This window comes from Bradyrhizobium sp. Arg816 (assembly GCF_029989365.1).
Classification (GTDB): Bacteria; Pseudomonadota; Alphaproteobacteria; order Rhizobiales; family Xanthobacteraceae; genus Bradyrhizobium.
In genome coordinates, this window is record NZ_JAPRAQ010000007.1 from 93,800 (window position 1) to 119,285 (window position 25,486).

Consider the following 25,486-nt stretch of genomic DNA (forward strand, 5'->3'; position numbering starts at 1 on the left):
GATCGGCGGCAGGCTTGGGACGTCAGGGAACTTGACATCGCCGTCCATAGGTTGCCCCATCAAGGCGAGCTCGCCGCCTCCGATGAGGGCTGGACATGAGAAAGCGCCGCCGGCTGCCCCAGCACGTCGAGGCCAACGCCGTAAAGGGCAAAGTCTACCTCTCGTTCCGCGTGCGCAGTCAGGACGGACCGCGCATCCTAAGCTGCGGAAGCTGCTCCTCTCGCAGCGGTGCATCTGCATTCCTTGACAGAAGATGACCTGATAACGTGGCGCGAGGGTTTGCCGGAGGACTTAAAGATCACGACCAAGCAGCGGTTCGTGAATGACCTCAAGGCCGCACTAAATGCCGCGTGGCCACGGCTTTCCGCAGATCGGAAGAAACTAAATCCGACGTTCCTGGCCATTGTGAAGGCCGGCTTCAAAGCCGAGCGGATCGATGATGAGGATGATGTCTCGGTTGCTCGGGATAACCAGATCCTCACGGATGAGGAAGTTGGGTCCGTCCTTCAAGCTGCGTGTGAAGTCGATCAGGAGCAAGGATTCGATGGCGATCTATATCGGATCGTCGTGTGTCTGGCCGCGACCGGCGCGCGGTATGCCCAAGTCAGGCGAATGCGCGTTGGCGACGTACAGGTTTCGGCACGGCGTCTGATGGTGCCGGGCTCCTACAAGGGGCGCGGCGGCAATAGCGGCTCAGACCCGGTCCCGGTGGGCGACGATGTGATTGAGGTGCTTTTGCCCGCAATCGCCGGACGGCCAAACGATGCACCTCTTTTCGAGCGGTGGATCCATGAACAGCAGCCGGGAGGTATCGCCTGGAAGAAGTCTGAACGCGGTCCGTGGAAAAGAGGCGAACTTGCACGTCCCTGGAAGGCCATTCGCGAGCGCGCCGGTATGCCGGAGGTGATTCCCTATGCTTTGCGGCACTCAAGCATCGTGCGCGGTCTCCGAAAGGGCTTGCCTATCCAGCAGGTCGCCAAACTGCACAACACCTCAGTCAAAATGATCGAGCGGCACTACGCGAAATACATTGCGACCGCCCTGGAAGACCTCGCCAGGGCGGCGGTCGTGCCCCTGGTGCTGCGGAGAGCCGATGGGAAAACGGGGGTAAGGGATAACCTGCGGTCTTGATCGGTGCGCCTCAAGGCCTCCCTCCACCTCGCAATATAATAGTCGGTCAATCTCGCCGGACTTCTGATTTAGACCCGATCCGACCTAAATTCGACGGGCGCGGTTGCCTGGCTAAGATTTCCGATGATGGTGTCGGCGGGCTCGCTAGGCATGCCGCTAATGATCTTTGAAACAGACATCCATTTATAGTTTGGCCGCCCCTTTCGCCGCGTCCACGGCGTCCATCCCCGTCTGCCTGACGCGGTCCAGCGCCTCGTCGCCAAGATCGGTGAATTCCGCCCTCACGGTATCCGAGGCTTCGCGAAGGCTCTGTGCCAGGGCCTGCGTGCGCCTGCCGAAGTCATTCTTCACATCGTCGCTCAGCCTCCCCATCGTCTCGGATTCAAGCGCCGTCACCCGGAATGCTCCCGCAACCGCCGAGCCGATCGCTATGCCAACGGCTCCGAGCAGCAGAGGCTGCCGTTCGAATGCGCCGGCCAGCGAGGATCGCGCCTTTTCGTAAGTTTGCTTCCCGGCCGATGAATCGGCGATCCCGCTCAGGGTCTCCTGCGCAGAGGCGATGCCATCGTTTAGACGCCCTTTCACCTTCTCCGCCGTGTTTGACACTGCGTCGGACGCGGCGCCCGCGGCCTTGCGCATGGCACCGGCCGTCTCGTGTGCTTCGTCGTCCAGATCCGGGGCGGTCGGCGGAGATGTCTCAAAGACCGATGCGGCGGATTGCGCGGCCTTGGCACCGAGATCCTTGGCCGGCGCCATCGCGGCCGTGAACGATTTGGCAGCCGTCCGCATCTTCTCGTCACCGGTTATCAGCCAAAGCAGGCCACCTCCGACCAAGGCCGCCGCCAGGGGATTATCCTTCGCAGCTGCCAACAGACTATCGACAAAACCGGGCTTTTCGCTGCTCATCGCGCCATTCCCTTCACGGTATTCTTGTCTTTCTCGAGTTGCCGCATCGTCTCACCGGGTATCAGCTTTTTCGGATCCAACCGATTCATCCCGATCGCGATCAGAAGTCCCGCGAGGGCCGCGGCCACCACGGCTGACGTCAAATAGGACAGCGGCTGCGACCAGCCGGCGGAAATCAAAGCGGCCGAGAGGGCAAGCAGCGCCATCACCAGGGCGGGGATGACGAGGATGGCGCCACCGGCCAGAAAGCAGATTGCGCCAGCCATGGTCCGCGTCTTTTCGGTCAATTCCGCCTTGGCGAGATCGAGTTCGTTCTGGAAAAGCTTCGCGGCCTGTGAAAGCGCATCGCCGAAAAGGCCTGATACCGCTCGCAGATCGTCTCGTCCGGTCTTGACGTCGTCTTGAATGGTCATGTCAACTCGCCGCTCTCTGATTGATCTGCCGGTGCGATGATCTCGCGATGGCTCATCCGCCGGATCCGCCGGACCGCGCATTGTCGTTCCCTGAAGACGCCGATCGATCGTGTCCCTGCGATGAAGAACCGCCGTCTGAGGCCCGCAGAAAACGCACGGCGGCAAAGCCCGCGAGAACCGATAGGCCGAGGAAGGCAGCCGGCTGACGCTTGGCGAAACCGGTGGCGTTGTCGACGAGATCTCGGAAGCTGCCGTTGCGAATCTTCTCGCCAGCACCTTCGACGTATTCCGCCGCCGAGTTGATCCCCTTTGCCGCGAAAGGTGCATCGTTTTCGAACGCGCGTGCGGCCTCCCGGATGTTGCCGGCGAAACGCTCGATGAAATCAGCACTGGATTGCTGTTTGCCGCGCGCACGGTCCTGAAACTGATCGACGGCCCCGGACGCCACGTCCTTCGCCGCATCCGCCGCTTCCGCGAATTTCTCTCGCGCTGTATCGGTGGAAGCCCGAAGGGCCTCGCCGGCGCGCTCCTTCATTTCGGCTCCCGCGTCCTGCATCTGGTCCTTCAACCGCTCCGACAGAGGGGCATCCGGCGTTTGGGCGGCATTTCTCTGGTTCAGGTCGAGATCGCTCATCGGGTGCCTCTTCAGGTATTCGAGTTCGTGGTATTGGGCTTACGGGTTTGATCAAAGGCGGCCGCGACGATGCCGTCTGCCGCTTCTTTCAGTCTCTCTGCGACGCCTTCCGTCATGCGACTGGCGTGTCTTCCGAGATCCGCGTCGGCGATGCTGGAAGCGACGGCATCTGCGGCCGACAGCGCCGCGTCCTTTGCGGCCTCGAAACCTGACGCCGTGGCATCGTTCGCGGCCTGTCTGACGTTGCCACTCGCCTGCCCCATAACCTTGGTCTCGGCATCGGTTGGCGGGAGTGCCGCGGCAATAATCGCGCCGATCGCGATACCCAGACCGCCGATCAATGCGGCGTTGTCACCGATGACCTCGCGCGCCTCTGCGGGGGCCTGTTGGGCGGTATCCCTGGCCGCATCGGCCGTCTCTTTTGCGCCGCTACGCAGGCGTTCGAACGCGTCCTTGGCCGCATCCCTGGCTGCGTCGGCGCCGTCCGACGCCTTGCCAGCAAGAGTGTCGAAGGTATGGGTCGCCTTGTCCTTGAGAACGCCGGCGGCGTCAGCGGCGGTATCGGCCAGTCCCGCAGCTCCGCCGCGGACTGAAGACGCAGTCTGCTGAACATTGTCCTGAAATCCCTGCGCGGCTGTCCTGGATTGATCCAGAACCTGCCCCGCCTGATCCTTGAGGGGATCGACCGCGTCCTGGACGCGGGCACGCACCGTCTTGGAGGTGAGAGCGAGTCCAGCGCCTATCATGAGCAGAGGCAGGGGCACGCCGCGCGCCATCCGCATGAGCGGCAGCGCCACAGCAGCACCGGCCGCAAGGCTCTGAATGGGATTCTCCAGCGCCTTGTCCTTGAGATCGCTGATCCACGTATGAGTCTTCCGACCGACGAAGTCGGAAACTTCGGACTTGATATGCTCCGGCGAAACCGCGTGGCGAATGTCTTGCGCCGTCTCGGTGATGCTGTCCTTCAACCGGTCGACCGTCGCCGCCAGCTCGGCACGGCTGCGCTCGGATTCGCGCCGGAGCTCCTCTACGGATCGTGTCATCGCATCGCCTCGCTCGATTTTCTGAATGGCTGCGAGACGAACTCACGCTATGTTGATTCGTTCCTACTTGCTTCCTTCGTGTGGCCACGGATAGACGCCGCTTCTGCGGCGGCCGAAAGACGGGGCATGACGAGCTCCCAGGAAGCCGGGGCGGCCAGTTGGCCTTCGTTGTCGCCCGTGCTTAGCCTAGCGATTTGTGAACCGCCGTGGCAGCAACCGCGGCGTGCCCCGTCGCAACGGATATCTGGTGAAGATCTGAAACGACATCTCCCGCCGCGTAGACTCCCTCGACCGTCGTCTGTTGGTGCCCATCCACCACCAGACAACCGACCTCGTTTGCAGCGGCGCCCAGTCGGACGGCGAGCTCCGATCCGACAGAGCAGCCCAGAGCGGGGTAGAGCACATCGAACGTCCCCGCACCGTTCGATCCACTGGAAACGTGGATCGACCCGGCCTTGATCTCCAATTGGCTATCAGCGAGCTGGACCGAGATTCCTGCCTCTTCGGCTTCCGCCAAATGCTCGGCGGTGGGGGCTCCGGTAACGACCAAGGTGACTCGGTCGGAATAGTGCCGCAGAAATCTCGCCTTTGCGAGAGCGCCTGCTCCCTGGCCCATCACGGCTATACGCCGATCGATGGCTTCGTAGGCGTCGCATACTGGACAATAGCGGACTATACCTGCAAGGACCGCCTTTTCCACGCCGTCGATATCCGGAGCCTCATCCACGATGCCCGTTGCAAACAGCACACGACGTGCGCGAATCTCGAGATCGCGATAGACGGCTCGAAAACCGATGTCGGATTTTTCCAGGAAGGAAATCCGTTCCCGCACAAGCTCGACATCGTAAGACTTGGCTTGACATCGCAGCAGATCGAGCAGCTCTCGGCCCGAGACGCCGGAAGGAAATCCGGGATAATTATGGCTCTTGGGGATCCAGGCTGCCCGGCTTTTTCCCTCGTCGAAGACGGCTACGCGCCTCCGGTATCGCGCCAGATAGATTGCGACGGTGAGGCCGGCGGGACCGCCGCCCACGATCAGACAATCCAATACGCCCCTCACAATCCCACCGAGCTCCACTTTGGAAGCTGCCCCGAGCAGGGACCGTTCGGAACGGTTGCGGCGGCCGCGACGACCATTGTAAACGCCCTCATATTAACTTTGCTGATTTGCTTGGTGCGATTCAATTCCGTACCTCATCGGAGGTTGCTCGGGTCGGCGTATCAACGCGCAGCCATCAGGATGCCTGGACCTGTGCGCGCTCTTGCTCGACTTCCTCGGCGTCCTTCTTGTCGACGTCCATGAGGTCGTCATCGGCATTCCCGACTGCCTTCAGGAGTTCGTCGAGCTTGGCATGAATGGCCTGAGTGTCGCGATGCTCGGCGCGCTGGATGAGGAGTGTCATCCCCCAGGTCGCGAGCGTTGCGAACGAATGCCATTCCAATCCGTTGCCCAGGACGAGCCAGCAAGATCCGTAGGCCAGGAAGACGACGAATGCCGCCGGCCGCGAGGTCGCTACGCCAATTTTGGTAAGCCAGCCCTTGAGATCCGCGGATGACATGTCAGCCAACGTGATCCAGCACAGCCCGTTCCACCAACGATGGTCATGCGACAATGCACCATTGCCAAGAACTGCGCGTCTTTGGAACCTGTCGATCCGCTCTGCTTTGCCAAGGACGAACGAACGGAGCATGAAATGGGCTTGAGTGAGGAAGACATTCGCAGCAGGGCCTATTTTCTTTGGAAGCAGGCTGGCGAACCCGCAGGGGCGATGGACGACCTCTGGTACAAGGCGGAGGCCGAGTTGTTGGCCGAGCGATCCGAACAGGGTGAGGTCCCGCAAGGAATGACGGACAATCTACCGCTGTGATGACCGGCTCTCGAACCGACAGTCGACGGTGTCTCATGCGACAGCAGCGCGGACCTGGGTGGCCTCGGCTTAGGAACCATCCTCCCTTTGCGGCGTCGCTTCTTTTTGAGGGAGGACGCGTTGCACGGCTCGCAGTTCAGGCGCCAAGCGAACCTGCCGCACGCGGTCGTCGGCGTCGATTGTCGCGACCAGGACGGGCGACTTGCTGCCCGCACGCTTGCTGAAGAGACCCCCGTAGCCCTGGCGTACAACGGAACGACGCTTGCGGTTGTGATGGCGACACCCGCCGATCTCACCGATCTCGCCATAGGGTTTAGCCTGACGGAGGGAATTATTGCCGGGCCTTCCGAGATCGAGGATTTGGACATCGTCCGGCACGGGGACAGCGTGGAGCTGCGGATGTGGCTCACATCCGACCGGAGTGATCGCCTTGCAACGCGGCGGCGGCGTCTGGTAGGCCCAACGGGTTGCGGCCTCTGTGGTATCGAAAGCCTGGCCGACGCCTGTCCGCCCGTTCCCCACATTACAAACCACCTGTCGCTTACCGCCGAGGACATTTCGTCTGCCGTGCATGCGCTGACAGCGGCGCAGGATATCAATCGTGCGACCCGAGCAACGCACGCAGCCGGGCTATATCGGCCTGGCTTAGGGTTGTTGCTGCTGCGTGAAGATGTCGGCCGGCATAATGCCCTCGATAAGCTCGCGGGAGCGATGGAAGCAGAGGGCGTGACCGGGTCCTCTGGCGCGCTCATTCTCACCAGCCGCGTGTCGATCGAACTGGTGCAAAAGGCTGCAGCCATCGGCATCGGCATTCTGATCGCGGTCTCTGCCCCGACCGCACTCGCCGTCCGAACTGCGACCGCGTCGGGAATCACGCTGGTCGGCGTCGCGCGCGGCAGCGAGTTCCAAGTCTTCAGCCAGCCCGGAAGCTTACGGTAAGGAATCCGAACTCGCAGGAACCAAGCCGAAGCGCATCGATTTATAGTTCCCTTGAGCTGACGGGTCAGATGAAGCGGATGACCAGCATTCTCCTCGCAGTTGTGGCGGCCCTGGCGGGCTGCCAGCGGGAGCAGCGGCAGTTGCGGCTCGACCCGCCGACAGCCGATGCGCTCGACAAGATCGCGTTGATGCCGAATGGCATCGCCGGCGCCCCACCGCGGGTCTATTTCGCACTGGGCAAGCCTTACGAGGCCAATGCCTACAATCTGAGCCAAGGCAAACGACTGTATTCGTGGTTCGGCTGCAAGAGCTGTCACGGCGACGGTCAGGGTGGGAGCGGGCCGAGCTTCCTTGACGGCTGGTGGTACTACGGCCCCGAGATGGTCTCCATCTTCGCCTCGATCCGGGATGGGCGGCCCCACGGCATGCCGTCGTTTCGAGACAAGATGACGACGGATCAGATCTGGCAGCTTGCGGGCTATGTACAGACCATCGGCTCCTATGAAGGCAAGACCGCTGCGCCGAGCCGGAACGACGAGAAGCAGACGCGACCTGCCGAAAATCGCGCACCGGCCAAACTGCGATTTGATCAGGGCCCCTCGCCGGTCCATTTGGATCAGGGACCGACGCCGTGATCCGCGCCCTGAGCAAGATCTGTTTGAGCGCGATGCTCGCCGTGCCGCTGGCCGCGTGCGGCAGCAATTGGCAATCCGCGCTCGACGTTCACGGCACCTCGGCAATCAGCCTGAAGCATCTCATCCTTCTGATCGTCGCAGTCTGCTCCGTCGTCTGGATGCTGGTAATGGTCGCGCTGATCTGGGCTTTGTGGCACCGGCGGGAAGGCCTGTCGACACCACCTCAGCCTGGCCGCGAACGGCGCATGACCATCGCGGTCATCGGCGCCGTCATCGTCACCGCCGTCATCATCGGCACCTTCACCATCATGAGCTTCTTTGCCACGCGCAGTCTCAGCGTCGCCGGCCAGGACGAACTGACGATCCGGGTGCGCGGCCTGCAATGGTGGTGGGGCATCGAGTATCTCGGCCCGGATCCATCCCGGCGATTCGAGACCGCCAACGAGATCCACATTCCGGTTGGCCGCAGCGTGCACCTCAAGCTTGAGGGCCTCGACGTGATCCATTCATTCTGGGTCCCGAGCCTCGCCGGCAAGCAAGACCTGATCCCGGGCCGCTCCAATGAGCTCACGATCCGGGCGGAGCAGCCTGGCGTGTATCGCGGTCAGTGCGCGGAATATTGCGGCATGCAGCACGCGCACATGGCGCTGCTGGTGATCGCGGAGTCGCAGGACGATTTCGACAAATGGGCGAACGCGGAGCGGAATGCGGCGGCCCAGCCTGTCGAAGAGGAGGCGGCTGCGGGAATGCAGACGTTCCTGACGAAGCCGTGCGCGGCCTGCCACACCATCCGTGGCACCATTGCAGCCGGCACCACGGGGCCCGATCTCACCCATGTCGGCAGCCGCCGGACCATCGCGGCGGGGCTGTTCGAAACCACGCGCGGCTCGCTCGCAGCCTGGATCGCCGATCCACAGACCATCAAGCCGGGCAATAACATGCCGATGGTGCCGCTCGCACCGGAAGAGTTGCGCGATGTCTCTGCTTATCTGGCGAGCCTGAAATGAACATGCCCGCCAAAGCGTCCGACACGCGCGACATCGACATCCAAGGCTCGTGCCTGACAGAGGCGTTGACTGAGACATGGAAGACGCCGCCCGGCATCTGGGGCGCGCTCACCACCGTCGATCACAAGATCATCGGCCGCCGCTACATCTTCACGGCCTTTGTCTTCCTCGTGCTCGGAGGAGTCCTCGCCGTGCTGATGCGGATCCAGCTCGCGCAGCCAGAGGCGCGCCTGCTTGGTCCCGACCGCTATAATCAGATCTTCACCATGCACGGCGCCAACATGATGTTCCTGTTTGCCGTGCCTGTAATGGAGGCCGTGGCGGTCTATCTGGTGCCGCTGATGGTCGGCACCCGCAACATCGCCTTCCCTCGCCTCAACGCATTCTCCTACTGGATCTATCTTGCCGGCGGCGCGCTGCTCTGGATTGCCTTTGCGCTCGACATGGGACCGGACGTCGGCTGGTTCGCCTATGTGCCGCTATCCGGGCCGCAATATGCCGCCGGCAAGCGCGCCGACATCTGGGCACAGATGATCACCTTTACCGAAGTCTCCGCGCTCGCAGTCGCTGTGGAGATGGTGGTCACCGTCTTCAAGCAACGCGCGCCGGGCATGACGCTCGACCGCATCCCCGTGTTCGTGTGGGCGATGCTGGTGACGTCCTTCCTGATCATCATGGCGATGCCGGCGATCATGGTCGCCAGCACCAGCCTGATCCTCGACCGCCTCGTCGGCACGCACTTCTTCAATCCGGCCGAGGGCGGTGACGTGCTGCTCTGGCAGCATTTATTCTGGTTCTTCGGCCATCCCGAGGTCTACATCATCTTCCTGCCGGCGGCCGGCATGGTCTCGACCATGATCGAACCGTTCGCGAGGCGACCGGCCTTCGGCTATCTCGGTCTGGTGATGGCGCTGATTGCAACCGGCATCCTCGCCTTCGGCCTGTGGGTGCACCACATGTTCGTGGCGGGTCTGCCACGACTAGGTGAGAGCTTTTTCACGGCGTCCAGCATGGCCATCGCGATCCCTGCCGGCATTCAGATCTTCTGCTGGCTGGCGACGCTGTGGGACGGCAGGCCGGTGTTCAAGACGCCGCTCCTCTTCATCATCGGTTTCTTCGTCACCTTTGTCATCGGCGGCCTTACCGGGGTGATGGTTGCCTCCGTCCCGTTCGACACCCAGGTGCACGACACGTATTTCGTCGTCGCGCATTTCCATTATGTGCTGGTCGGCGGCGCCGTTTTCCCGCTACTGGGCGCCATCCACTATTGGTTTCCCAAGCTCACCGGACGGATGATGAGCGAGACGCTTGGGCAGTGGTCGTTCTGGCTGATCATCACCGGCTTTAACGCCACCTTCTTTCCAATGCATATCCTCGGATTGGAGGGCATGCCGCGGCGAATCTACACCTATCAGCCCGACCTGCCTTGGCACGCTCTTAATGTGTTCGCGAGCCTCAGCTCCATCGTGCTCACCGCCGGGTTCTTGGTGTTCTTCATTAATGTCATCCGGAGCGCGTGGGCCGGCGACGTCGCTTCCGACAATCCCTGGGATGCAGCCACTTTGGAGTGGGCCACCTCGTCGCCTCCGCCCAGCTTCAATTTTGCGATGATCCCCGTCGTCAATAGTTTGCATCCGCTCTGGGATTGCCGCGATGCGCTTGCTGTGGCAAAGGGCCTGCGTACCGATCGGCGCGAGCTGGTGGTGACGTCGCTCAATACTGCCGAACCACAGGCGCGCGAGGCCTCGCCGCGGAATTCGATCTGGCCACTGCTGACGGCGATCGCAACCAGCATCATGCTGATCTGGTCGATATTCACGCCCTGGGCGGTGGTGTGGGGCTCGATCCCGATCGCGATCGCCCTGATCGGCTGGTTCTGGCCCAAGGGAACGCCGGAGGACGAGGCATGAGGGAAAGGATCGTGCTCGATCTCCGCAAGCTGCCGCTACACGGGATGGGGACACAGAGTGCCACCTGGTGGGGCACGCTCGCCTTCATGCTGATCGAGGGCACCGGCTTTGCCCTGGCGATCGCCGTCTACCTCTATCTGATGAGCCTGGCGACCACTTGGCCGATCGACGCTCCCCCACCCGATCTGCTTCCCGGCACATTGGTGACGCTCATTCTGCTCGTCAGCCTGGTGCCCAACATCCTGATCTCGCGCTGGGCGGAGCAGCAAGACCTGCGCAAGGTCAGGATCGGCCTTGTCGTCATGTCGATCCTGGGAATCGCGCCGCTGATCGTGCGCGTCTTCGAATTTCCTGCGTTGCGGATCAGTTGGGACACCAATGCCTACGGCTCCGTGGTTTGGCTCCTGCTGGGCCTCCACACCACGCACATCATCACCGACCTCGCCGACACCCTGGTCCTCGCCGCGCTGATGTTTACGCGCCACGCGCAAAATGCCCGCCGCTTCGGCGACGTCCAGGACAACGCCATGTATTGGAACTTTGTCGTTGCGGCGTGGCTTCCGATCTATGGCTGCATCTATTGGCTGGCACGGCTATGAGCGCATCAAAATTCCTGACCCATCTCACGATCTGGGCCGGCCTCTGGTTCGCCGCCGTGATCTGGGCCGTCAATATGCAGCTTGGACAAATCCCGCCCGATGTCGATTGCCGATCAACGCTGCATGTCTCCGCCATCATCTCCCTTGCAGGCGCAATCTTGACGGCTCTGTCGGGCGTCGCGTCGTGGTCTTGCGCAAGAAGGCTGGGGGTCGCGAGCGCGCCCGCTCATACGATCGATTTCGCCAGAGCGGTCAGCGCCCTTTCCGCCTGCCTCTTCACCTTTGCTCTTGCGATGCAGGGCGGGGCCTCTCTGGTGCTGACGGGATGCGAAAGATAGCGGCAATCACGGCTGGCCTGCTGGCGGGTGGTGCGGCACATGCCCACGAGCTGACCCCGGACGTGAGCGGCGCGCGTTGGACGCTCGATCCCTGGATCGTCCTCCCTCTCATGGTTTTTGGTCTCATGTACGGCGTCGGCGCGCTTGTTCTGCTCCGGCGACGGGCTCGTGTTCCTGGTGCCGGACTCTGGCAAGTCGTTGCCTGCGCCGCCGGCTGGCTCTCGCTGATCGCAGCGCTGGTGTCGCCGCTGCACTGGCTTGGCGAACGGCTGCTCAGCTTTCACATGATCGAGCACGAGATCCTGATGGCCGTAGCCGCGCCGTTGCTGGTGATCGCGCGACCGGTTGGAACGCTATTGTGGTCCCTGCCCCGCCGCGTTCGCCTGTCGATCGGCCGCTGGATGCGGCTGCCTGCCACCGACGCCGTGTGGGGCTTTTTCAGCGCCGGTCGCACCGCAACGATCCTGCACGGAATGGCGATCTGGGGCTGGCACGCGCCGCTCCTGTTCGACGCAGCCGTTTCCAACCTCCTCCTGCACCGGGCGCAGCATCTCAGCTTCTTCCTGACGGCCGTCCTGTTCTGGTGGTCGGTGTTCAGGCGTAGTGAAACCGGGGCCGCCGCCTGGCATGTCTTCATCACCATGCTGCACACCAGCGTGCTCGGCGCCTTGATGGCGCTTGCGCCGCATCTGCTCTACCGGGAGCAACAGGAGGCTGCGGGGGCGTGGGGGCTCACTCCGCTGGAGGACCAGCAGCTGGCCGGCATCATCATGTGGGTGCCGGCGGGAACGATCTACGCCGGTGCGGCCCTGACCCTGATTGCGCTTTGGATCACGCGTGCCGCCAAGCAAACGGAGCGAACCGATGCCCTTCACGCGCAGTAGAATGCTTATCGCCCTGATCGTCGCAGCCGGCGTACTGACTGCCTCCGCCGTGGCAGGCGGGCTCGCCCAAAGTTACCGCAAGCAGACCGAGAATACCGCCCGGGCCATGACCGCCGGCGATCCAGCCCGGGCGCCTGCCCTGATCCGCCGCTATGGCTGCGCCGGATGTCATACCATTTCCGGCATCCCCGGCGGCGACGGTCAGGTCGGAAGCTCTCTCGCCGATCTGCGTCAACGCGTCTATATCGCTGGTGTGGTGACCAACTCGCCCGACAATCTCATAGGATGGATCGTAACGCCGCAGGCTTTCTCGCCGAGGACAGCGATGCCGGCCACGGGGATCAGCGAGGCGGAGGCTCGCGATGTCGCGGCCTATCTCTATGCGCAGTGAGGATCAGGGACGAGGCGTCGGCCGGGGCGGCAGCGACTTCACATAGACGGCGATCGCCTTGCGATCGCTGTCCGGCAACATCGCCGTATTCGTGACGACATCGGCCATCGACGAGCCGACGCGGCCATGATTGGGCGTATTTCCGGTCTGCAACATCGCCGCCACCTGCTGCTCCGACCAGTCACCGATCCGTGCCGGCGTGATGTTGGGATAGAAGCCGGTGCCTTCAGGATCTTGCCCCCCGGCATAGCGGGTCCCTGGTTTAATGCCGCCGAACAGATCTCGTGATGAATGGCATTCCGCGCAGTGAGCCACCGCCTCGGTCAGATACCGCCCCCGATTCCAGGACTCGTCATGTCCGGCATCGACCACGATCGGTCCAGGCTTGAAGTAGAGAAGCTTCCAGAACCCCACAAAGCGGCGAATGCCAAAAACCAGATTGAGCTCGTGATCAGGCGCACGCCCCTTCACGGCGGGGAGCGTGCGCAGATAGGCCATGAGATCTTGGACGTCCTCGGAACGCATGTGCGTGAAGCTCGAATACGGAAACACGGGATAGTAGTGGCGACCGTCGGGAGAAACACCGCGCAGCAGCGCGTTGGCGAGATCCTTCGCAGTCCAGCGTGCGATGCCGTCTACCGGATCCATCGAAATATTGGGTGCGCGAAACGTGCCAAAGGGCGAGGTGAGCGCTAATCCGCCGCCGAGATGCAAGCGATCAGCTTGTCCCGGCGAGGCGTGGCAGGAGGCGCAGTCGCCGGCTGCAAAAATGAGCTTCCCGCGTGCGGCATCGCCGGCGGTGTCAGAGACACGGCCTACCTCTGCCGAAGTGAAACGCACGGGCGCAGTCAGGAACCAGATCCCCGCAGCGGCGGCCACGATCGCGGAGGCTGCTGAGATCACCCAGAGGCGTCTGCGCATTTTTCTCCTCGTTCGCCGCCGACGCCAAGTCCGTGGTCAGATCACCAGTGTCGATAATGCCGATAGTACCGACGATGACCGTAGTAAGGTCCGCCATAAGCATAGCCGGGGCCATAGGCGTAAGCGGGGCCATATGCGTAGCCGGGGCCATAGCCCGGACCAAATCCGTAAGGACCGTAGGCCCCGTAAGCTCCTGCCGCGAGTGCTCCGGCTGCGATTCCGAAGCCAATGCCCGGGCCGCCCCATCCGCCGCCGCGCCAATGTGCGTCCGCGGGGGTGACCGCGACTGTTGCGATCACGGCGACAGCGGCTCCAACTAATCCGATCTTCTTCATCTCAAACTCCAATCATCAAGTCGATGACGGTTCAATTCGGAAGGACCGTCGAAGTTTCTATTCACCTGTGGCGCCAATGGAGAGCTCGGGCCTATCGACAACACGAAAGGCCCACGCTCTGCAGTTGGGCTCAGTCGGTCGAGATCGGAATCTCGCCGCCTTCGATGATCTCCGGAATGATATCCTTGAACAGGCGCACCGGGACGGACTTCGCCGCGGGCACCTTGCTGCCTTCGGCATAGTGCCACAGCGGGATCAGCCCATTGCATTCCGGGTAGTAGCCCGCAAGGCTCCTGCGCGGGATATCGTAAGGCACGACTTGGAGCTCGCTCAGGCTGCGTTCGACACCATCGCCCGCTTCGGTGACCAGCGTGACGGTATCTCCGGACTTCAGCCCACCGTCCTCCATATCGGCTGGATTCATCAGGACGACATACCGACTGCCCTGGATGCCCCTGAATCGATCGTCTTCCGTGTAGATCGTCGTGTTGAATTGGCCATCCGCACGCATCGTCATCAGCTCATAGATGCCGTCGCCTTCTCGCGGCGACGCAAATGCCGCCTTGGGCACGGTGAAGTTCGCCTTACCGTTGGGCGTCTTCCACTTGCGCTCTCGGGCCGGCAACGGCCGAGGGAAGCCGCCGGGTTCGAACATGCGTTTGTTGAAATCCTTGAACTGCTCCGGATAGGTACGTTCAATGGCGTCCCGCACCTGCGCGTAATCAGCGACCCAGGCATCCCAGTCGACCGCGGGATTAGGCCCCAGCGTGGCTTTGGCCAGCGCGGCGACGATCGCCGGCTCTGACAAGAGATTGTCCGCCACCGGCTGGCGCTGACCGCGCGAGCCATGAACGCAGGTTGTCGAATCCTCCATCGACACGGCCTGCGGGCCGCTTGCCTGCTGGTCGATCTCGATCCGACCGAGACACGGCAGCAGATACGTCACCTCGCCCGGGACGATGTGGCTGCGATTGAGCTTTGTCGCGATCTGGACCGAGAGGCGCAGGCCCGACCATGCGGGCTCCATCAGCGATCGCTCCGGGATTGCGCGCACAAAATTGCCGCCAAGGCTGACGAAGCCGCGCACGTCTCCATTCAAAATGCCTTCGCAGGCATCCACGGTCGAAAGGCCGTCCCATCGCGGCGGCTCGAAGTCGTAGAGGTCGGCGAGCTTGTCGAGCGGCACGAGCTTGGACTTTTCGGAGATGCCGACGGTACGCTGGCCCTGCACGTTGGAATGTCCGCGGATCGGCGAAATCCCCGAGCCGGGCTTGCCGATATTGCCGCCCAATAGCAGTAGATTGACGATCATCTTAGCCGTTTCGACGCCGTGCTTGTGCTGGGTGATGCCCATGCCGTAATTGGCGATGACGGCATTGGCCGCCATATAGGTGTTGGCCGCGTCCAGCATGGCGGTTCGCGAAAGTCCCGATGCCCTTTCGATCTGGTCCCAATCCTGGGCGCGACAAAACGCGGCAAATTCCTCGAAGCCGGCGGTATGCTGTTCGACGAACGCGACGTCGATCACGCGTGGACCACCGTTCGTTCGCGCGATATCATCCGACTCGATAATCCATTTGCAGATGCCGGCGATGGCCGCGGCGTCGCCCCCGATCCGCACCTGATAGTATTGCGAGCTGATGCGTGTGCCGCCCGCAATCATCTGAACGGGACTTTGCGGATTGACGAAGCGCTCCAGTCCGCGCTCCCGGAGCGGGTTGAACGTGACGATCGGCACCCCGCGTTGGGCGGCTTCCTGGAGCGGATGCAGCATGCGCGGCGCGTTCGTCGTGGTGTTGTGACCGAAGAAGAAGATGCAATCGGTCTCGTCGAAATCCTTCAGCAGCACCGTTCCGACCGGGACGCCGATCACTTCCGGCAACGCCACCGATGTCGTTTCGTGGCACATGTTCGAGCTGTCAGGGAAATTGTTGGTGCCGTACATCCGGCCGAACAGCTGGTACATATAGCTCGCTTCCAGCGAGGCACGGCCGGAGGTGTACATGATGACCGAGCGCGGATCGAGCGCGTTCAATTCTGTGCCGATTTGCCGGAAAGCTTCGTTCCAGTCGACGGGCAGATATTTGTCGCTGCTGGGATCGTAGCGCATTGGCGTCGTCAGGCGCCCCTGCTCCTCCAGTTGATGGTCAGACCAGGTTCGTAGCTCGGTGAGCGTGTGCTGCGCGAAAAAATCCGGCGTGACGGTCTTGCCTGTTATCTCCCAGGCAGTCGCCTTGGCGCCGTTCTCGCAGAACTCGAACATGCGCGGCTCTGCGGGCTTGGCCCAGGAGCAGCTTACGCACATGAAGCCGCCAGTCTTGTTCTGCTTCAGCAATATCTCGCTGCCGAGAAGTGCAACTTCTTCTTGCGTGAGGATGTGAGCCACCGCACTGAGCGAGCCCCAACCGCCAGCGGGCGCGTCGTAACTTTCAATCTTTGCCTTTTGCCGCATGCCGGGTTCCTCAACATCAAGTCTGTTAGGGGAAAACCTGAGAGATCATCGCCAGTTCCTCGGGATCAGGAACATTGCTCTGGTCGGAGCGTCGATAGATCGTTGGAGGCGTCATGCACGGCCTATTGGCAACGCCGATTAAATTGGACGACGTCCGAATGGCACGCATTCTTATCGGCACCTCGGGCTGGCACTACGCATCCTGGCGAGGTCCGTTCTTTCCCCGGGAGCTTCGGATCAAAGACCAGCTCAGCTACTATGCCGATCAGTTCGACACCACGGAGCTGAACGGGGTGTTCTACCGCACGCCGACGCCGGAGGCAGTGACGGCATGGCGGCAGCAGACTGGCCGCGATTTTGTCTTTGCCTGGAAGGCGTCGAAGTTCATCACGCACTGGAAGCGTCTTTCAGATCGCTCCGAAAACAGCCTCGAGCTGCTGGAGGACCGCATGTCGCTGTTGCGCGGCAAGGCGGGGCCGATCCTGTTTCAGCTTCCGCCTCAGTTCGAGGTGGACGCCGAGCGGCTCGGCTCGTTCTTCAAGCTGCTGTCCCGGAAACGCCGCTACAGTTTCGAATTTCGCCACCCGAGCTGGTATCAGCCGCGCATTCTCAGAATGCTGTCCGACGAGAACATTTCGCTCTGCCTGTCCGACCATCACGATGCGCCGGCGCCTTGGAAACGTACGGCGGACTTCGTCTATGTCCGTGGCCATGGCCCGAGCGGACGCTATCACGGCCACTATTCGCAGGCAGCGCTCGCCCAATGGGCCAAGCGACTCAAGTCCTGGAAGCGCCAAGGCTGTGACGTCTATGTCTATTTCGACAACGACCAGAAAAGCGCGGCGCCGGCCGACGCGCAGGCTTTGCGAGAGATGCTGTAGCGATTGAGCTAGGGGCCGCCAGCCACGGAGCCGGCGGTCGGCCAGATCGATCTTGCCGTTGACGATCAGCTCGTCGGAGCCTTCGACCTTCAACGATTGCGGCCGGTTTAGATCGTTTATGAGATGCACGTGAAGGGCTTTCGCCCATGCCGACGTTCCCGCCTATTTGCGCTCGCTTGGGATTACGACTGCCGAGCTTCTGCCGATCCACGCCTTTGTCGGGAGCGCCGACCTCGCGGACAGCATCCATTTCTTGAGGTGGCCTGACTTGGCTTCGATCAACTGCAGCACTTCGGCGCCGAATCCTTTTTTCAACGTTGCGCTGAACGTTACGCTGAAGGCGGGGCCGATCCGAAACTGAAAGATTGGCGAGCAAGACCTGGCCGTTCTGCGGCATCATCTCGGAATGGCGTCAACAAGAACCGCAATTATATGGGCTTACGCAGATTCCGAAAAACCGGACATCCCATATCGGCAGCCCGACCTGTAAGACCGACGCCAGCCCTTTTCGTGAAGAATGGTCTTCGGCTGCCTGCAAGAGCGAAGGCCGCACCTTGAATGGAACCCCGAGCAAGCCTCGGGTGTTTTCCGGCGAGCGGTGCCTGCTTGCCGCCATCAGATTTGCGACACCGGTAGGATCGATGAGCGCCGGGCCGCCAAGCGAGGTACTAAGTGGGTCACCCGAACGCGGTTAGCAAGCGGATAGCCAAGCCCGGCACACCGACAGCATCGGATCGCGAAGCGTCTCGCAACTCGGCACAGCAAAAGCCACTGCCCCTTGGTTCGGGCGCGCGCATGAATGCCCGGGTGATCTTTGCAGTAGCGGTGGTAGCGCTCTCGTTGTGGACCGCCGGGGGATTTCTGCCACCTTTGATCTGGGCGACCATTCTAGCCGTCACCTTGTGGCCTCTCTACATTAAGTTTGCGGCACGGCTCACCTCAGGCCCAACAAGGCTGGCAGCCGTCGCCTTCACGGCGATCGTCGCGCTTATCCTATTTACGCCTATGGCGCTTGCCGTCTACCAGGTTGCCGAGCAAGGCGGTGATATCGCGAACTGGCTGAAGAAGGCCAGGGAGAGCGGAATCGAAGTGCCCGACTGGATCGCTCGCCTGCCGGTCGTAGCAGAAATCGTGCAGCAATGGTGGCGCGATAACCTATCGAATCCGAAAGCCGCGACGGCTTGGCTTAAGACCGTCAATGCGGATGATGCGTCTGGTCTGTTTAACACGCTCGGCGGTCAGCTGATGCGTCGCCTGTTCATGCTCTTCTTCTCATTGTTTGCCTTGTTCGTGCTACTCAACAACGGCCGCTCGGTCGCTAACCGCACCGTCGAGACGTGCGATCGTATCCTGGGGCACCCCGGCGAGGGCGTGGTGCAGAAGATCGTGGATTCAATTCGAGGGACGGTGAACGGTACTGTGATCGTCGCCATCGGCGAGGGCCTGTTGATCGGCGTTGGATACGTTGCTGCAGGCGTACCAAATGCCATAATGTTTACCATTATAACCACGGCTTTTGCGATGCTTCCGTTCGGTGCTTGGGCAGTGTTCACGGCCGCTGCCGCAATGCTCTTGTCCAGCGGTGGCAGCGGGATCGCGGCCGCATGCGTCTTTGTCTGGGGCGGAATCGTCATGCTCGCGGGGGACCACTTTGTATGGCCAACTCTGGTCGGGGGCGCGGCACGGCTCCCTTTCCTCTTTGCGTTCGTCGGCATATTCGGGGGGCTGGCTGCCTTCGGTCTACTCGGCTTGTTTTTAGGACCCGTCATCATGGCCGTGCTGTTGACGGTCTGGCGAGGGTGGATTTTTCGGCCTGAAGAGCAAAGCACCTCTGACTAATTGCACTACATGCGGCCCCGAAAGGGCTTTCGCATAAGCCTCACAGCGAGCGCTGATTCAGGCGACATCGGATACGACGCAGACCCCGCCTCCTCCTTCGCACCGACTCTTATTTCCTGGGTTTGCCGCTCAAGGCGCCCTGCTCTCCAAAGTTTTTCCAGTGCATTCGCTATCTCGTGCTTCACCGCCGCAGACGCGTTGCCGGCCGTCTGCCAGGCACATCTGACGATCTTCACCAACTTGTCGTCGAGCGAGCGCGCCATGACGAGCTATCTACGAGGCGTTCGCACGAGCACGCTGCTGCGCCTCTCGTCGTCGTTCCCGGCGTTGACGTCGGCGCAAGGCCCTGTCGGCGAGCCGCGGGAATGGCGGCATTGGGGCGGGAGCGTCTTCGCGAGCGAGAACTTCTAATACTGGCTTTGCGGCCGGCTCGCGGCCCTCCATGAAAGACAACACGGAGCGGCCCTCGTCAGTGATCCTCCAGCCACCGTTATCGCGTATGACGAGGCGCTGCGAAAAGATGTCTAGATCGGGCACCCGCGCTCCAAGGCGCTTCGTCCGCTCTGTCCATTCTCGTCCACTGGTCGCCAGGATCGCCATGTCACGCTTCACATCGACAATCGTGGCAAACCCGTTGGGGTAGCTCACCAAGATCTTCAGAAGTGTAACCTGGAAATTCACCCGCCAGCCTGTTGATCAGCGCCACATCGTTGGTGGCCTCCCAATAGGCCTTTCCGCCGACCTCGCTGGTTTCTCAAGTTCTTTGCCGTCAAGACCAGCGCGAAGAAGTTCAAGGGCGTCCGGGAGGAGAATTGATGGGCCGATTCTTTATCGGCATCATTATCCTCAGCATGGCGATAATCCTCGCCATGTATTTCCACGTACTTATCCTATAACGTGTCGGGCGTCCGCATGGGCGAGCCTCTATCCTCGTTGAGCAACTCCTGCTCTGCCAGGCGCCAGAAGTCCTCGTCTCGCCCTTCCGGTTTCCCGGCCTTCTCCCAAAGCTCGTAGGCGCGGGTGGCAACAGCTTCGTCAATACGGTTGTTCATTGGACTACTCCGGTTGTCGAACGGCGGCTGGGAACGCGTGGTGCTAATATTTGGGGGTCAGCCGATAGACGTCTCCCGGCATAAGCTCCAACTCTTCGAAAGTATCCTGCTGGTCGTCCGTAATCTCTGCTGGCAGGATCTCTGCCGTCCATCCCTCAGACACTTCCGCAAGCACAAGTGTCACTGCCTGTGACGGTTTGGCGTAGGCTATCCAAAGCTGCTTTTCCGACCCGTCATCAGGCGTAACTTCAACGAACGTGAAAGAGTTTCCAAACGACTCTGCCATCACGACAAAATCGATCAGAACGCGACTTGTTGCTATCACTGGGGAGGACGCAAGCCCGGCGATCTCAACCACTCCTCGATATGGGAGGCGGTCTCCGTTTGACGAGCTTGGCGTAAAAGATGCTCACGCTCCTTTCCGGGCGCTAGTTCTTTCGCCCTTTGCCTGAGCGATTGCGCTGCGGCTGAAAGACGTTCTTCCAACGTTTGGGTCTGTTTGAAACGACGCCGCTTTTGCATGCGCTGCTCCTTTCCGTTTGAGGAAGGCGGGAGCGCTGTGATGGGGCGATCTCATCACCGATAGCTGCCAAGTGTCCGCGCGGTGATGGCCGAAGGCTACTCCTGCCTCCACAGGTCAGATACAACAAAGGTTAGAGGCGCGGTCATTCTTCCCGCCTGAGTAAATTACTCATATCTCAACTTTTTGCTCGCAATCGTCATCAATGAAATTGACTGTACGCCTGCTCCTTCGATGGCCATTTACTTCGGGCGTAGCTCAATGCCCTAAACTGGTTCGTGGCGAGCCGGGGCTTTAGTTCGCCACCTGCCCCCTCAAAGAAGGATCGCCGGCCAGCTTGAGGAGCGCGAAACCAGATCATTTCCGCCGGGGGTTCCAACCATCCGCACGGGCAGCATGAGGAACCACTGCCTCTCTGCTCGGTTGGCAGCGGTCCCTACCAACTAGCCGAACTGCGCTGCACAACCACAAGGCCCGATGTGCCACATATCGACATTTTGATCCGCAAACTGCGGAGTGACACCCACATCACTGGCGACGACGCCAAGGCAATTGAGCACCTGCCAGTTACTGTCCGTGAGGTCGCAGCTCAAACATCGATCGTGCGTGTCGGCGAGCGTCCAAATGCCTGCTGCCTACTCGTGAAAGGTTTCGCATGCAGGTCGAAAATCACTGACACCGGTAAACGGCAAATCCTGTCCTTCCATGTCCCTGGTGACGTTCCGGATCTCCAGAGCCTCTTTCTGAGAACTATGGATCACGACCTGATTTCGCTATCCAACGCCACCTTGGGCTTCATCGCGCATTCCGACATTTTGAGGCTCATCGACGACCGGCCATCCGTTGCTCGCGCCTTGTGGAGAGAACGCTGATCGACGCGGCGGTCTTCAGAGAGTGGATCGTCAATCTCGGTGCTCGGGACGCTCCCGCGCGGATGGCTCACCTTTTCGCCGAACTACACCGTCGATTGGCAGCTGTCGGGTTGGTTGACGAGGATCAGTTTGAGTTTCCAGTGACGCAGTCCGAGCTTGCGGAGGCGTTGGGAATTAGCGCGGTTCACGCAAACCGCATCATTCAGAAATTTCGCAGCGAAGGGCTTTTGGACATCCGCAGGAACCACGTTGTATTCTTGGACTTTGCAAAGGTGGAAGTCACCAGCGGGTTCGATCCTGCGTATCTACATCAGCTTACACCGGGCGGACGCACCGAATGACCCAATCAGGCCCAAAGCGATACTATGTTTCTGCGCCCGGTGAAATTGCCGACAGCAGTATTGAATTTCCCGACATCGAGGCAGCGCTACTCGAAGCTGCCGATGCGGCGATTCTGATGGCGCGAGATCAATTGATTCTCCCACCGGCCGACGTTGTTTTAGAGGTCCGCTCCGACGACGTCAAAGTCGCGCAGGTCACCGTGAAGGTGTTGATCGAGAGGACTGAAAATAATTGATCGATCGGCAAGCGGCGTCCACGAGTGTCAGCGCGTGGACGGGCGCCGTTCTGGCGTTTCTCCACAAGCGACTGGATGCTCTGAAAGCTGCCGCTTAACCCGAACTACCAATCGGCATAGGGCGTGTTCTTGACTGCGTGTCTGTTGAAGTCGCACGCACCGTCCGTCCACCAGACTGTTCCCGTTCCCCAAGACCGCGCTTTGCCTCATTGACGAGGCCGTGGGCGATGGCTTCGGACTCCGGGTCTTGGGTCGCCTTAGCCGCTTTCACCGCACGCCGCGCGGTCATCAGTTCCTTCACCAACCGCGCCTTATCGTGTGGAGCAAGATGGGGATTGCTCATCTGCCAAAGTCTATCGCGGACGACGAAATATCGCCGATCCGGCGTAACAGGATACTTGAGACCTGGCATCAGATGAAGGGCCTGCCTCCGGTTACGGCGACCGTCGTGCCAGACGTGTAACTAGACATCGGATCAGCAAGCATCACGTATGCCGTCGCCAGCTCCGCTGGTTGCCCCGCGCGCTTCATGGGCACCTGCTTGCCAAAGTTTTTCACGGTATCTTCCGGCATGGTCGACGGAATCAAGGGCGTCCAGATGGGGCCCGGCGCCACGGCATTCACGCGGATACCCTTTTCAGCCAGCATTTGCGCCAGCCCCCCGGTGAAATTTTGAATTGCACCCTTGGTCGTCGCGTAGGCCAGAAGCGTAGGATTCGGCATGTCCGAGTTCACCGAGGCCGTGTTGATGATGGCTGAGCCCGGGGGCATGTGCGGCACAGCGGCCTTGGCGAGGAAGAACATGGCATGGATGTTCACATCGAAAGTCATCCGCCATTCCTCGTCGCTGATCTCGGTAATATCCGCGAACGTCGCCTGATGCGCGGCGTTGTTGACGAGAATGTCCACGCCGCCGAGGTCTTGGACCGCCCGATCAACAACCTTCCGGCAGTGGTCCGCGGACCTCAGGTCGCCTTCGATCAAAACGACCTTGCGCCCTTCCGCCTCGACGAGGCCTGCCACTTCCTTGGCATCGTCGTGCTCCTCGAGGTAGGCAATCAGGAGGTCGGCGCCCTCGCGGGCGAAGGCGATAGCAACGGCTCTCCCTATTCCGCTGTCACCTCCGGTGATGATGGCTCGTTTGCCATGCAGGCGACCCGAACCCTTGTAGCTGATTTCGCCGTGATCAGGACGCGGGTCCATCTTCGCGGTCGAACCAGGCATCGGCTGGCCCTGGCTGGGGTAGGGCGGTTTCGGATACTCCTGCATTTCAGATCGATCTCCGCGGGTCGAGACCCGACAACCTGCTGACGTCGTCCAAGGTTCCTGGCGCCCCGCGATGGTGCGATGGCACCCAGCACGCTGCCCGCCCTCTCCTAAGACCGCGCGGGACGCGCTGCGCACAGCACCAGAACAGCGCGCTCGGCTTTGGATTCGCTGGCGCCCGGCCGGGTTCCGGCCACGCGGACGACCACTGCGCCTCCGCGGCTCTGGGCCACGACGTCGAAACGAACGTCATCATCTTCGTCGGTACAGGGGTTCATGCCGCGAAGCGTCCCGGCAAACCACCTCGGAGTTGGTCCATCAGCCGCTGCTCGCGCTCGATCCGACTCCGGTAGAGTTCGCGCTCCTGATCTTTGACGTCTGTCATGACGCCGCTCCCGCGCCAGCCTGCGACGCCACCTGTTCGGGCGGAGTAAAAGCGACGGGAAATACTTTGGAGGTCAAGGCCTTTAGCGCCGCATCCTCCTCGGACAGACGCCGTTCGATGAACTGGCGCTCGAGGTCCGAAAGCTGCGTCTTCAACAGGCTGCGATAACGATGGATGTTGCTGCGGTGCGCCCGGATACGGGCAAAATCTTCGTCGAGCATCGTCGCCACTCCTGACGGTCTTCCATGTCCTTTGCGGTTTGAGAACGGGAAGCGAGCCTCCCGCGGCAAAAAATATTGAGCGCAGAAAACTTGTCAAGACGGCAGCCGTGCAACGCCGAAGTCCCCGCCCCTAGGTACTGAAAAATATGGCGCCAAAATTTTTCAGCCGCCTCTTGAATCGCCCTCGTGTCCTTCTAATTCGTCCTTCGCCGCAAGAGCGGTGTGCCGGGTGCCTTTACGGGCCCGACACGGGCGCCGGCCAAGAGGTCTTCGGACCCCGTCCAGCGCTCCCCCGTAACCATCTTGCTCCTAGGAGGACTTGGATATGAGGACCACCTTCGACTTTGCGCCCCTCTGGCGCTCCACCATCGGCTTCGATCACCTGGCCGGGCTCGTCGACAGCGCGCTGCGCCAGGCAACGGAAGACAATTACCCACCCTACAACATCGAACGATCAGGCGAAGACCGTTACCGGATCACGCTGGCCGTGGCCGGCTTCGGCGCCGACGACATCTCCGTGACTGCTGAGCAGAACGCGCTGACCATAGAGGCCAGAAAGCCCGAGACGGCCGCCGGCGAATACCTCTATCAGGGCATCGCCGCGCGCCCCTTCCGGCGCGTATTCAACCTGGCCGACTACGTTCAGGTGAAGCAGGCCTCGTTCCAGCACGGACTGCTGATCATCGACCTCGTCCGCAAGGTGCCGGAGGCTATGAAACCGCGCAGGATTCAGATCGCAGGCAGCGGCCGTGCCTCGGCGCAGATCGAGCAGAAGGCTGCCTGATCGCTTTCTCGAACGAACAAGGCGGCGGGCTTTTGCCCGACGTCCATCACCATCCCCTGGAAAGGAGCGTAGGGAGACGACCGATGACAAAGGCCAGGACCAATTCCGGCAACATCAACCACCTCTTCCACCCCACCGCGCACTATACGTCTCCGGACGACGTGCTGAACGACCAGAAACTCTCCGCCCCCGAGAAACGGATTATCTTGTCGTCCTGGGCGTCCGACATGTTTGCGGTTGAATCCTGTCCGGCGCTACGCGAGATCCCGGGCATGGGACATCCCATTCGGCTCGCCGACATCCTCGCAACGCTGCGGCGCCTTGACGGTGAAGACGACGATCCGCCTCGCCCGGGCGGCGCTGCCATGCGACGGCGGCGGCCATCCGCTGCCTGTCTGGCGGGGTCGCCATGATGCTCACTCTGGCCGTTCTCGGCACGGTGCTGAGTGATCACATCCCGGCGGATTTGACCCATACCGATCTCAGCGCTGCGGGGCTCGTCAGTGCGCAAACATCACCGCGTCGCCTGATCGCCAGCCAACTCGGTTCTCGGGTCTGGTGAGCGACCATTCTCGCATCTCTTCAAAGGCAGCGATTCGCTTATGTTATTTCGAGAACTGGCAATTACGTCGGCGGTTTCAGCCGAGGCTTCGCTGTCGCTCCCGACCAGGATGGCGTCGAGC

General features: G+C 61.4%; 32 protein-coding genes. 18 read left to right on the forward strand and 14 right to left on the reverse strand.

What is annotated here, in order from left to right; genetic code table 11:
• Window positions 1-243: 243 nt before the first annotated feature.
• Window positions 244-1,131: a tyrosine-type recombinase/integrase gene (locus OWC48_RS18885; RefSeq protein ID WP_306664382.1), complete on the forward strand. Its 888-nt coding sequence runs from the start codon at window positions 244-246 to the stop codon at window positions 1,129-1,131.
• Between the two features lie 183 nt (window positions 1,132-1,314).
• Here OWC48_RS18885 and OWC48_RS18890 read toward each other — a convergent pair whose 3' ends face one another.
• From OWC48_RS18890 to OWC48_RS18915, 6 genes are all read right to left on the reverse strand, one after another.
• The gene (locus tag OWC48_RS18890; RefSeq protein WP_282521313.1) at window positions 1,315-2,037 is read right to left on the reverse strand and encodes a hypothetical protein; all 723 of its coding nucleotides are present in this window, start codon (window positions 2,035-2,037) and stop codon (window positions 1,315-1,317) included.
• The gene (locus OWC48_RS18895; RefSeq protein ID WP_282521579.1) at window positions 2,034-2,450 is read right to left on the reverse strand and encodes a phage holin family protein; all 417 of its coding nucleotides are present in this window, start codon (window positions 2,448-2,450) and stop codon (window positions 2,034-2,036) included. Before OWC48_RS18895 ends, OWC48_RS18890 begins: the two co-directional genes overlap by 4 nt.
• A 52-nt stretch (window positions 2,451-2,502) precedes the next feature.
• Window positions 2,503-3,084 carry a hypothetical protein gene (locus OWC48_RS18900; protein WP_282521314.1) on the reverse strand — a complete coding sequence of 194 codons (582 nt, stop codon included), beginning with the start codon at window positions 3,082-3,084 and terminating at the stop codon, window positions 2,503-2,505.
• Window positions 3,085-3,095: 11 nt separating this feature from the next.
• Window positions 3,096-4,052, reverse strand: coding sequence for a DUF3618 domain-containing protein (locus tag OWC48_RS18905; protein ID WP_306664383.1), 957 nt, complete (start codon window positions 4,050-4,052; stop codon window positions 3,096-3,098).
• A gap of 256 nt (window positions 4,053-4,308) precedes the next feature.
• On the reverse strand, window positions 4,309-5,175 hold the full coding sequence (locus OWC48_RS18910) for an NAD(P)/FAD-dependent oxidoreductase (RefSeq protein WP_282521316.1): 867 nt from the start codon (window positions 5,173-5,175) through the stop codon (window positions 4,309-4,311).
• A 187-nt stretch (window positions 5,176-5,362) separates the two neighbouring features.
• Entirely contained in the window at window positions 5,363-5,818 is a 456-nt protein-coding gene (locus OWC48_RS18915) for a low affinity iron permease family protein (protein ID WP_282521317.1), read from the reverse strand.
• Window positions 5,819-5,821: 3 nt separating this feature from the next.
• On the opposite strand from OWC48_RS18915, the gene OWC48_RS18920 reads away from it, so the two are divergent.
• The 9 genes from OWC48_RS18920 (at window position 5,822) to OWC48_RS18960 (ending at window position 12,698) form a co-directional block, all read left to right on the forward strand.
• A complete protein-coding gene (locus tag OWC48_RS18920) occupies window positions 5,822-5,995 on the forward strand; it encodes a DUF2934 domain-containing protein (RefSeq protein WP_282521318.1) in 174 nt (57 codons plus the stop codon).
• A gap of 120 nt (window positions 5,996-6,115) precedes the next feature.
• The gene (fdhD, locus tag OWC48_RS18925; protein WP_282521319.1) at window positions 6,116-6,934 is read left to right on the forward strand and encodes a formate dehydrogenase accessory sulfurtransferase FdhD; all 819 of its coding nucleotides are present in this window, start codon (window positions 6,116-6,118) and stop codon (window positions 6,932-6,934) included.
• Between the two features lie 77 nt (window positions 6,935-7,011).
• Window positions 7,012-7,569 carry a c-type cytochrome gene (locus OWC48_RS18930; protein WP_282521320.1) on the forward strand — a complete coding sequence of 186 codons (558 nt, stop codon included), beginning with the start codon at window positions 7,012-7,014 and terminating at the stop codon, window positions 7,567-7,569.
• Between the two features lie 32 nt (window positions 7,570-7,601).
• Window positions 7,602-8,576, forward strand: coding sequence for a cytochrome c oxidase subunit II (gene coxB / locus OWC48_RS18935; RefSeq protein WP_282521580.1), 975 nt, complete (start codon window positions 7,602-7,604; stop codon window positions 8,574-8,576).
• Window positions 8,573-10,486 (forward strand): cytochrome c oxidase subunit I, encoded by a 1,914-nt coding sequence (gene ctaD, locus OWC48_RS18940; RefSeq protein WP_404979786.1) that lies wholly within the window; start codon window positions 8,573-8,575, stop codon window positions 10,484-10,486. The genes coxB and ctaD overlap by 4 nt, the downstream gene beginning before the upstream one ends.
• Entirely contained in the window at window positions 10,483-11,085 is a 603-nt protein-coding gene (locus tag OWC48_RS18945; protein ID WP_282521321.1) for a cytochrome c oxidase subunit 3, read from the forward strand. The genes ctaD and OWC48_RS18945 overlap by 4 nt, the downstream gene beginning before the upstream one ends.
• Window positions 11,082-11,423 (forward strand): hypothetical protein, encoded by a 342-nt coding sequence (locus OWC48_RS18950; RefSeq protein WP_282521322.1) that lies wholly within the window; start codon window positions 11,082-11,084, stop codon window positions 11,421-11,423. The genes OWC48_RS18945 and OWC48_RS18950 overlap by 4 nt, the downstream gene beginning before the upstream one ends.
• Window positions 11,411-12,307 (forward strand): cytochrome c oxidase assembly protein, encoded by an 897-nt coding sequence (locus tag OWC48_RS18955; protein WP_271604758.1) that lies wholly within the window; start codon window positions 11,411-11,413, stop codon window positions 12,305-12,307. Before OWC48_RS18950 ends, OWC48_RS18955 begins: the two co-directional genes overlap by 13 nt.
• A gap of 1 nt (window position 12,308) precedes the next feature.
• The gene (locus OWC48_RS18960; protein WP_282521323.1) at window positions 12,309-12,698 is read left to right on the forward strand and encodes a cytochrome c family protein; all 390 of its coding nucleotides are present in this window, start codon (window positions 12,309-12,311) and stop codon (window positions 12,696-12,698) included.
• Between the two features lie 3 nt (window positions 12,699-12,701).
• On the opposite strand, the gene OWC48_RS18965 is transcribed toward OWC48_RS18960, so the two are convergent.
• The 3 genes from OWC48_RS18965 to OWC48_RS18975 all read right to left on the reverse strand — a co-directional run bounded on the left by OWC48_RS18965 (window position 12,702) and on the right by OWC48_RS18975 (window position 16,406).
• Window positions 12,702-13,619 (reverse strand): cytochrome c, encoded by a 918-nt coding sequence (locus OWC48_RS18965; RefSeq protein ID WP_282521324.1) that lies wholly within the window; start codon window positions 13,617-13,619, stop codon window positions 12,702-12,704.
• Between the two features lie 41 nt (window positions 13,620-13,660).
• Window positions 13,661-13,954: a hypothetical protein gene (locus OWC48_RS18970; RefSeq protein WP_282521325.1), complete on the reverse strand. Its 294-nt coding sequence runs from the start codon at window positions 13,952-13,954 to the stop codon at window positions 13,661-13,663.
• Between the two features lie 130 nt (window positions 13,955-14,084).
• Entirely contained in the window at window positions 14,085-16,406 is a 2,322-nt protein-coding gene (locus tag OWC48_RS18975) for an FdhF/YdeP family oxidoreductase (RefSeq protein ID WP_282521326.1), read from the reverse strand.
• Between the two features lie 158 nt (window positions 16,407-16,564).
• Here OWC48_RS18975 and OWC48_RS18980 point away from each other — a divergent pair, with 158 nt between their 5' ends.
• Window positions 16,565-17,287, forward strand: a complete 723-nt coding sequence (locus OWC48_RS18980; RefSeq protein ID WP_282521327.1) for a DUF72 domain-containing protein — start codon at window positions 16,565-16,567, stop codon at window positions 17,285-17,287.
• A gap of 672 nt (window positions 17,288-17,959) precedes the next feature.
• On the forward strand, window positions 17,960-19,126 hold the full coding sequence (locus OWC48_RS18985) for an AI-2E family transporter (RefSeq protein WP_282521328.1): 1,167 nt from the start codon (window positions 17,960-17,962) through the stop codon (window positions 19,124-19,126).
• A gap of 273 nt (window positions 19,127-19,399) precedes the next feature.
• On the opposite strand, the gene OWC48_RS47565 is transcribed toward OWC48_RS18985, so the two are convergent.
• From OWC48_RS47565 to OWC48_RS19000, 3 genes are all read right to left on the reverse strand, one after another.
• Complete coding sequence (locus tag OWC48_RS47565; RefSeq protein ID WP_282521329.1) at window positions 19,400-19,807, reverse strand: hypothetical protein; 408 nt, start codon at window positions 19,805-19,807, stop codon at window positions 19,400-19,402.
• Window positions 19,808-20,016: 209 nt separating this feature from the next.
• Window positions 20,017-20,178 carry a DUF2934 domain-containing protein gene (locus tag OWC48_RS18995; RefSeq protein WP_282521330.1) on the reverse strand — a complete coding sequence of 54 codons (162 nt, stop codon included), beginning with the start codon at window positions 20,176-20,178 and terminating at the stop codon, window positions 20,017-20,019.
• 43 nt (window positions 20,179-20,221) lie between these two features.
• On the reverse strand, window positions 20,222-20,536 hold the full coding sequence (locus OWC48_RS19000; RefSeq protein WP_282521588.1) for a hypothetical protein: 315 nt from the start codon (window positions 20,534-20,536) through the stop codon (window positions 20,222-20,224).
• 641 nt (window positions 20,537-21,177) lie between these two features.
• Here OWC48_RS19000 and OWC48_RS19010 point away from each other — a divergent pair.
• From OWC48_RS19010 to OWC48_RS19020, 3 genes are all read left to right on the forward strand, one after another.
• Complete coding sequence (locus OWC48_RS19010) at window positions 21,178-21,570, forward strand: cyclic nucleotide-binding domain-containing protein (RefSeq protein WP_282521332.1); 393 nt, start codon at window positions 21,178-21,180, stop codon at window positions 21,568-21,570.
• Between the two features lie 62 nt (window positions 21,571-21,632).
• Window positions 21,633-21,911 carry a Crp/Fnr family transcriptional regulator gene (locus tag OWC48_RS19015; RefSeq protein ID WP_282521333.1) on the forward strand — a complete coding sequence of 93 codons (279 nt, stop codon included), beginning with the start codon at window positions 21,633-21,635 and terminating at the stop codon, window positions 21,909-21,911.
• On the forward strand, window positions 21,908-22,147 hold the full coding sequence (locus OWC48_RS19020; protein ID WP_282521334.1) for a DUF6894 family protein: 240 nt from the start codon (window positions 21,908-21,910) through the stop codon (window positions 22,145-22,147). Before OWC48_RS19015 ends, OWC48_RS19020 begins: the two co-directional genes overlap by 4 nt.
• A 411-nt stretch (window positions 22,148-22,558) precedes the next feature.
• Here the strand turns inward: OWC48_RS19020 and OWC48_RS19030 are convergent, their stop codons facing one another.
• Together OWC48_RS19030 and OWC48_RS19035 are read right to left on the reverse strand one after the other, a co-directional pair.
• Window positions 22,559-23,416, reverse strand: a complete 858-nt coding sequence (locus tag OWC48_RS19030) for an SDR family oxidoreductase (protein WP_282521335.1) — start codon at window positions 23,414-23,416, stop codon at window positions 22,559-22,561.
• Between the two features lie 378 nt (window positions 23,417-23,794).
• Window positions 23,795-24,019, reverse strand: coding sequence for a hypothetical protein (locus OWC48_RS19035; RefSeq protein ID WP_282521336.1), 225 nt, complete (start codon window positions 24,017-24,019; stop codon window positions 23,795-23,797).
• A gap of 325 nt (window positions 24,020-24,344) precedes the next feature.
• On the opposite strand from OWC48_RS19035, the gene OWC48_RS19040 reads away from it, so the two are divergent.
• The 3 genes from OWC48_RS19040 to OWC48_RS19050 all read left to right on the forward strand — a co-directional run bounded on the left by OWC48_RS19040 (window position 24,345) and on the right by OWC48_RS19050 (window position 25,365).
• The gene (locus OWC48_RS19040) at window positions 24,345-24,803 is read left to right on the forward strand and encodes an Hsp20 family protein (RefSeq protein WP_282521337.1); all 459 of its coding nucleotides are present in this window, start codon (window positions 24,345-24,347) and stop codon (window positions 24,801-24,803) included.
• Window positions 24,804-24,886: 83 nt separating this feature from the next.
• The gene (locus tag OWC48_RS19045) at window positions 24,887-25,216 is read left to right on the forward strand and encodes a hypothetical protein (RefSeq protein WP_282521338.1); all 330 of its coding nucleotides are present in this window, start codon (window positions 24,887-24,889) and stop codon (window positions 25,214-25,216) included.
• Complete coding sequence (locus OWC48_RS19050; protein WP_282521589.1) at window positions 25,213-25,365, forward strand: hypothetical protein; 153 nt, start codon at window positions 25,213-25,215, stop codon at window positions 25,363-25,365. The genes OWC48_RS19045 and OWC48_RS19050 overlap by 4 nt, the downstream gene beginning before the upstream one ends.
• Window positions 25,366-25,486: the final 121 nt, after the last annotated feature.

Coding starts and splice junctions, on each gene's coding strand:
- OWC48_RS18890 (WP_282521313.1), bottom strand. CDS start 2,037: ATGAGCAGCGAAAAGCCCGGTTTTGTCGATAGTCTGTTGGCAGCTGCG.
- OWC48_RS18895 (WP_282521579.1), bottom strand. CDS start 2,450: ATGACCATTCAAGACGACGTCAAGACCGGACGAGACGATCTGCGAGCG.
- OWC48_RS18900 (WP_282521314.1), bottom strand. CDS start 3,084: ATGAGCGATCTCGACCTGAACCAGAGAAATGCCGCCCAAACGCCGGAT.
- OWC48_RS18915 (WP_282521317.1), bottom strand. CDS start 5,818: ATGCTCCGTTCGTTCGTCCTTGGCAAAGCAGAGCGGATCGACAGGTTC.
- OWC48_RS18920 (WP_282521318.1), top strand. CDS start 5,822: ATGGGCTTGAGTGAGGAAGACATTCGCAGCAGGGCCTATTTTCTTTGG.
- OWC48_RS18930 (WP_282521320.1), top strand. CDS start 7,012: ATGACCAGCATTCTCCTCGCAGTTGTGGCGGCCCTGGCGGGCTGCCAG.
- coxB (WP_282521580.1), top strand. CDS start 7,602: ATGCTCGCCGTGCCGCTGGCCGCGTGCGGCAGCAATTGGCAATCCGCG.
- ctaD (WP_404979786.1), top strand. CDS start 8,573: ATGAACATGCCCGCCAAAGCGTCCGACACGCGCGACATCGACATCCAA.
- OWC48_RS18945 (WP_282521321.1), top strand. CDS start 10,483: ATGAGGGAAAGGATCGTGCTCGATCTCCGCAAGCTGCCGCTACACGGG.
- OWC48_RS18950 (WP_282521322.1), top strand. CDS start 11,082: ATGAGCGCATCAAAATTCCTGACCCATCTCACGATCTGGGCCGGCCTC.
- OWC48_RS18955 (WP_271604758.1), top strand. CDS start 11,411: ATGCGAAAGATAGCGGCAATCACGGCTGGCCTGCTGGCGGGTGGTGCG.
- OWC48_RS18960 (WP_282521323.1), top strand. CDS start 12,309: ATGCTTATCGCCCTGATCGTCGCAGCCGGCGTACTGACTGCCTCCGCC.
- OWC48_RS18965 (WP_282521324.1), bottom strand. CDS start 13,619: ATGCGCAGACGCCTCTGGGTGATCTCAGCAGCCTCCGCGATCGTGGCC.
- OWC48_RS18970 (WP_282521325.1), bottom strand. CDS start 13,954: ATGAAGAAGATCGGATTAGTTGGAGCCGCTGTCGCCGTGATCGCAACA.
- OWC48_RS18975 (WP_282521326.1), bottom strand. CDS start 16,406: ATGCGGCAAAAGGCAAAGATTGAAAGTTACGACGCGCCCGCTGGCGGT.
- OWC48_RS18980 (WP_282521327.1), top strand. CDS start 16,565: ATGGCACGCATTCTTATCGGCACCTCGGGCTGGCACTACGCATCCTGG.
- OWC48_RS18995 (WP_282521330.1), bottom strand. CDS start 20,178: ATGAACAACCGTATTGACGAAGCTGTTGCCACCCGCGCCTACGAGCTT.
- OWC48_RS19015 (WP_282521333.1), top strand. CDS start 21,633: ATGGCTCACCTTTTCGCCGAACTACACCGTCGATTGGCAGCTGTCGGG.
- OWC48_RS19020 (WP_282521334.1), top strand. CDS start 21,908: ATGACCCAATCAGGCCCAAAGCGATACTATGTTTCTGCGCCCGGTGAA.
- OWC48_RS19030 (WP_282521335.1), bottom strand. CDS start 23,416: ATGCAGGAGTATCCGAAACCGCCCTACCCCAGCCAGGGCCAGCCGATG.
- OWC48_RS19035 (WP_282521336.1), bottom strand. CDS start 24,019: ATGCTCGACGAAGATTTTGCCCGTATCCGGGCGCACCGCAGCAACATC.
- OWC48_RS19040 (WP_282521337.1), top strand. CDS start 24,345: ATGAGGACCACCTTCGACTTTGCGCCCCTCTGGCGCTCCACCATCGGC.
- OWC48_RS19045 (WP_282521338.1), top strand. CDS start 24,887: ATGACAAAGGCCAGGACCAATTCCGGCAACATCAACCACCTCTTCCAC.
- OWC48_RS19050 (WP_282521589.1), top strand. CDS start 25,213: ATGATGCTCACTCTGGCCGTTCTCGGCACGGTGCTGAGTGATCACATC.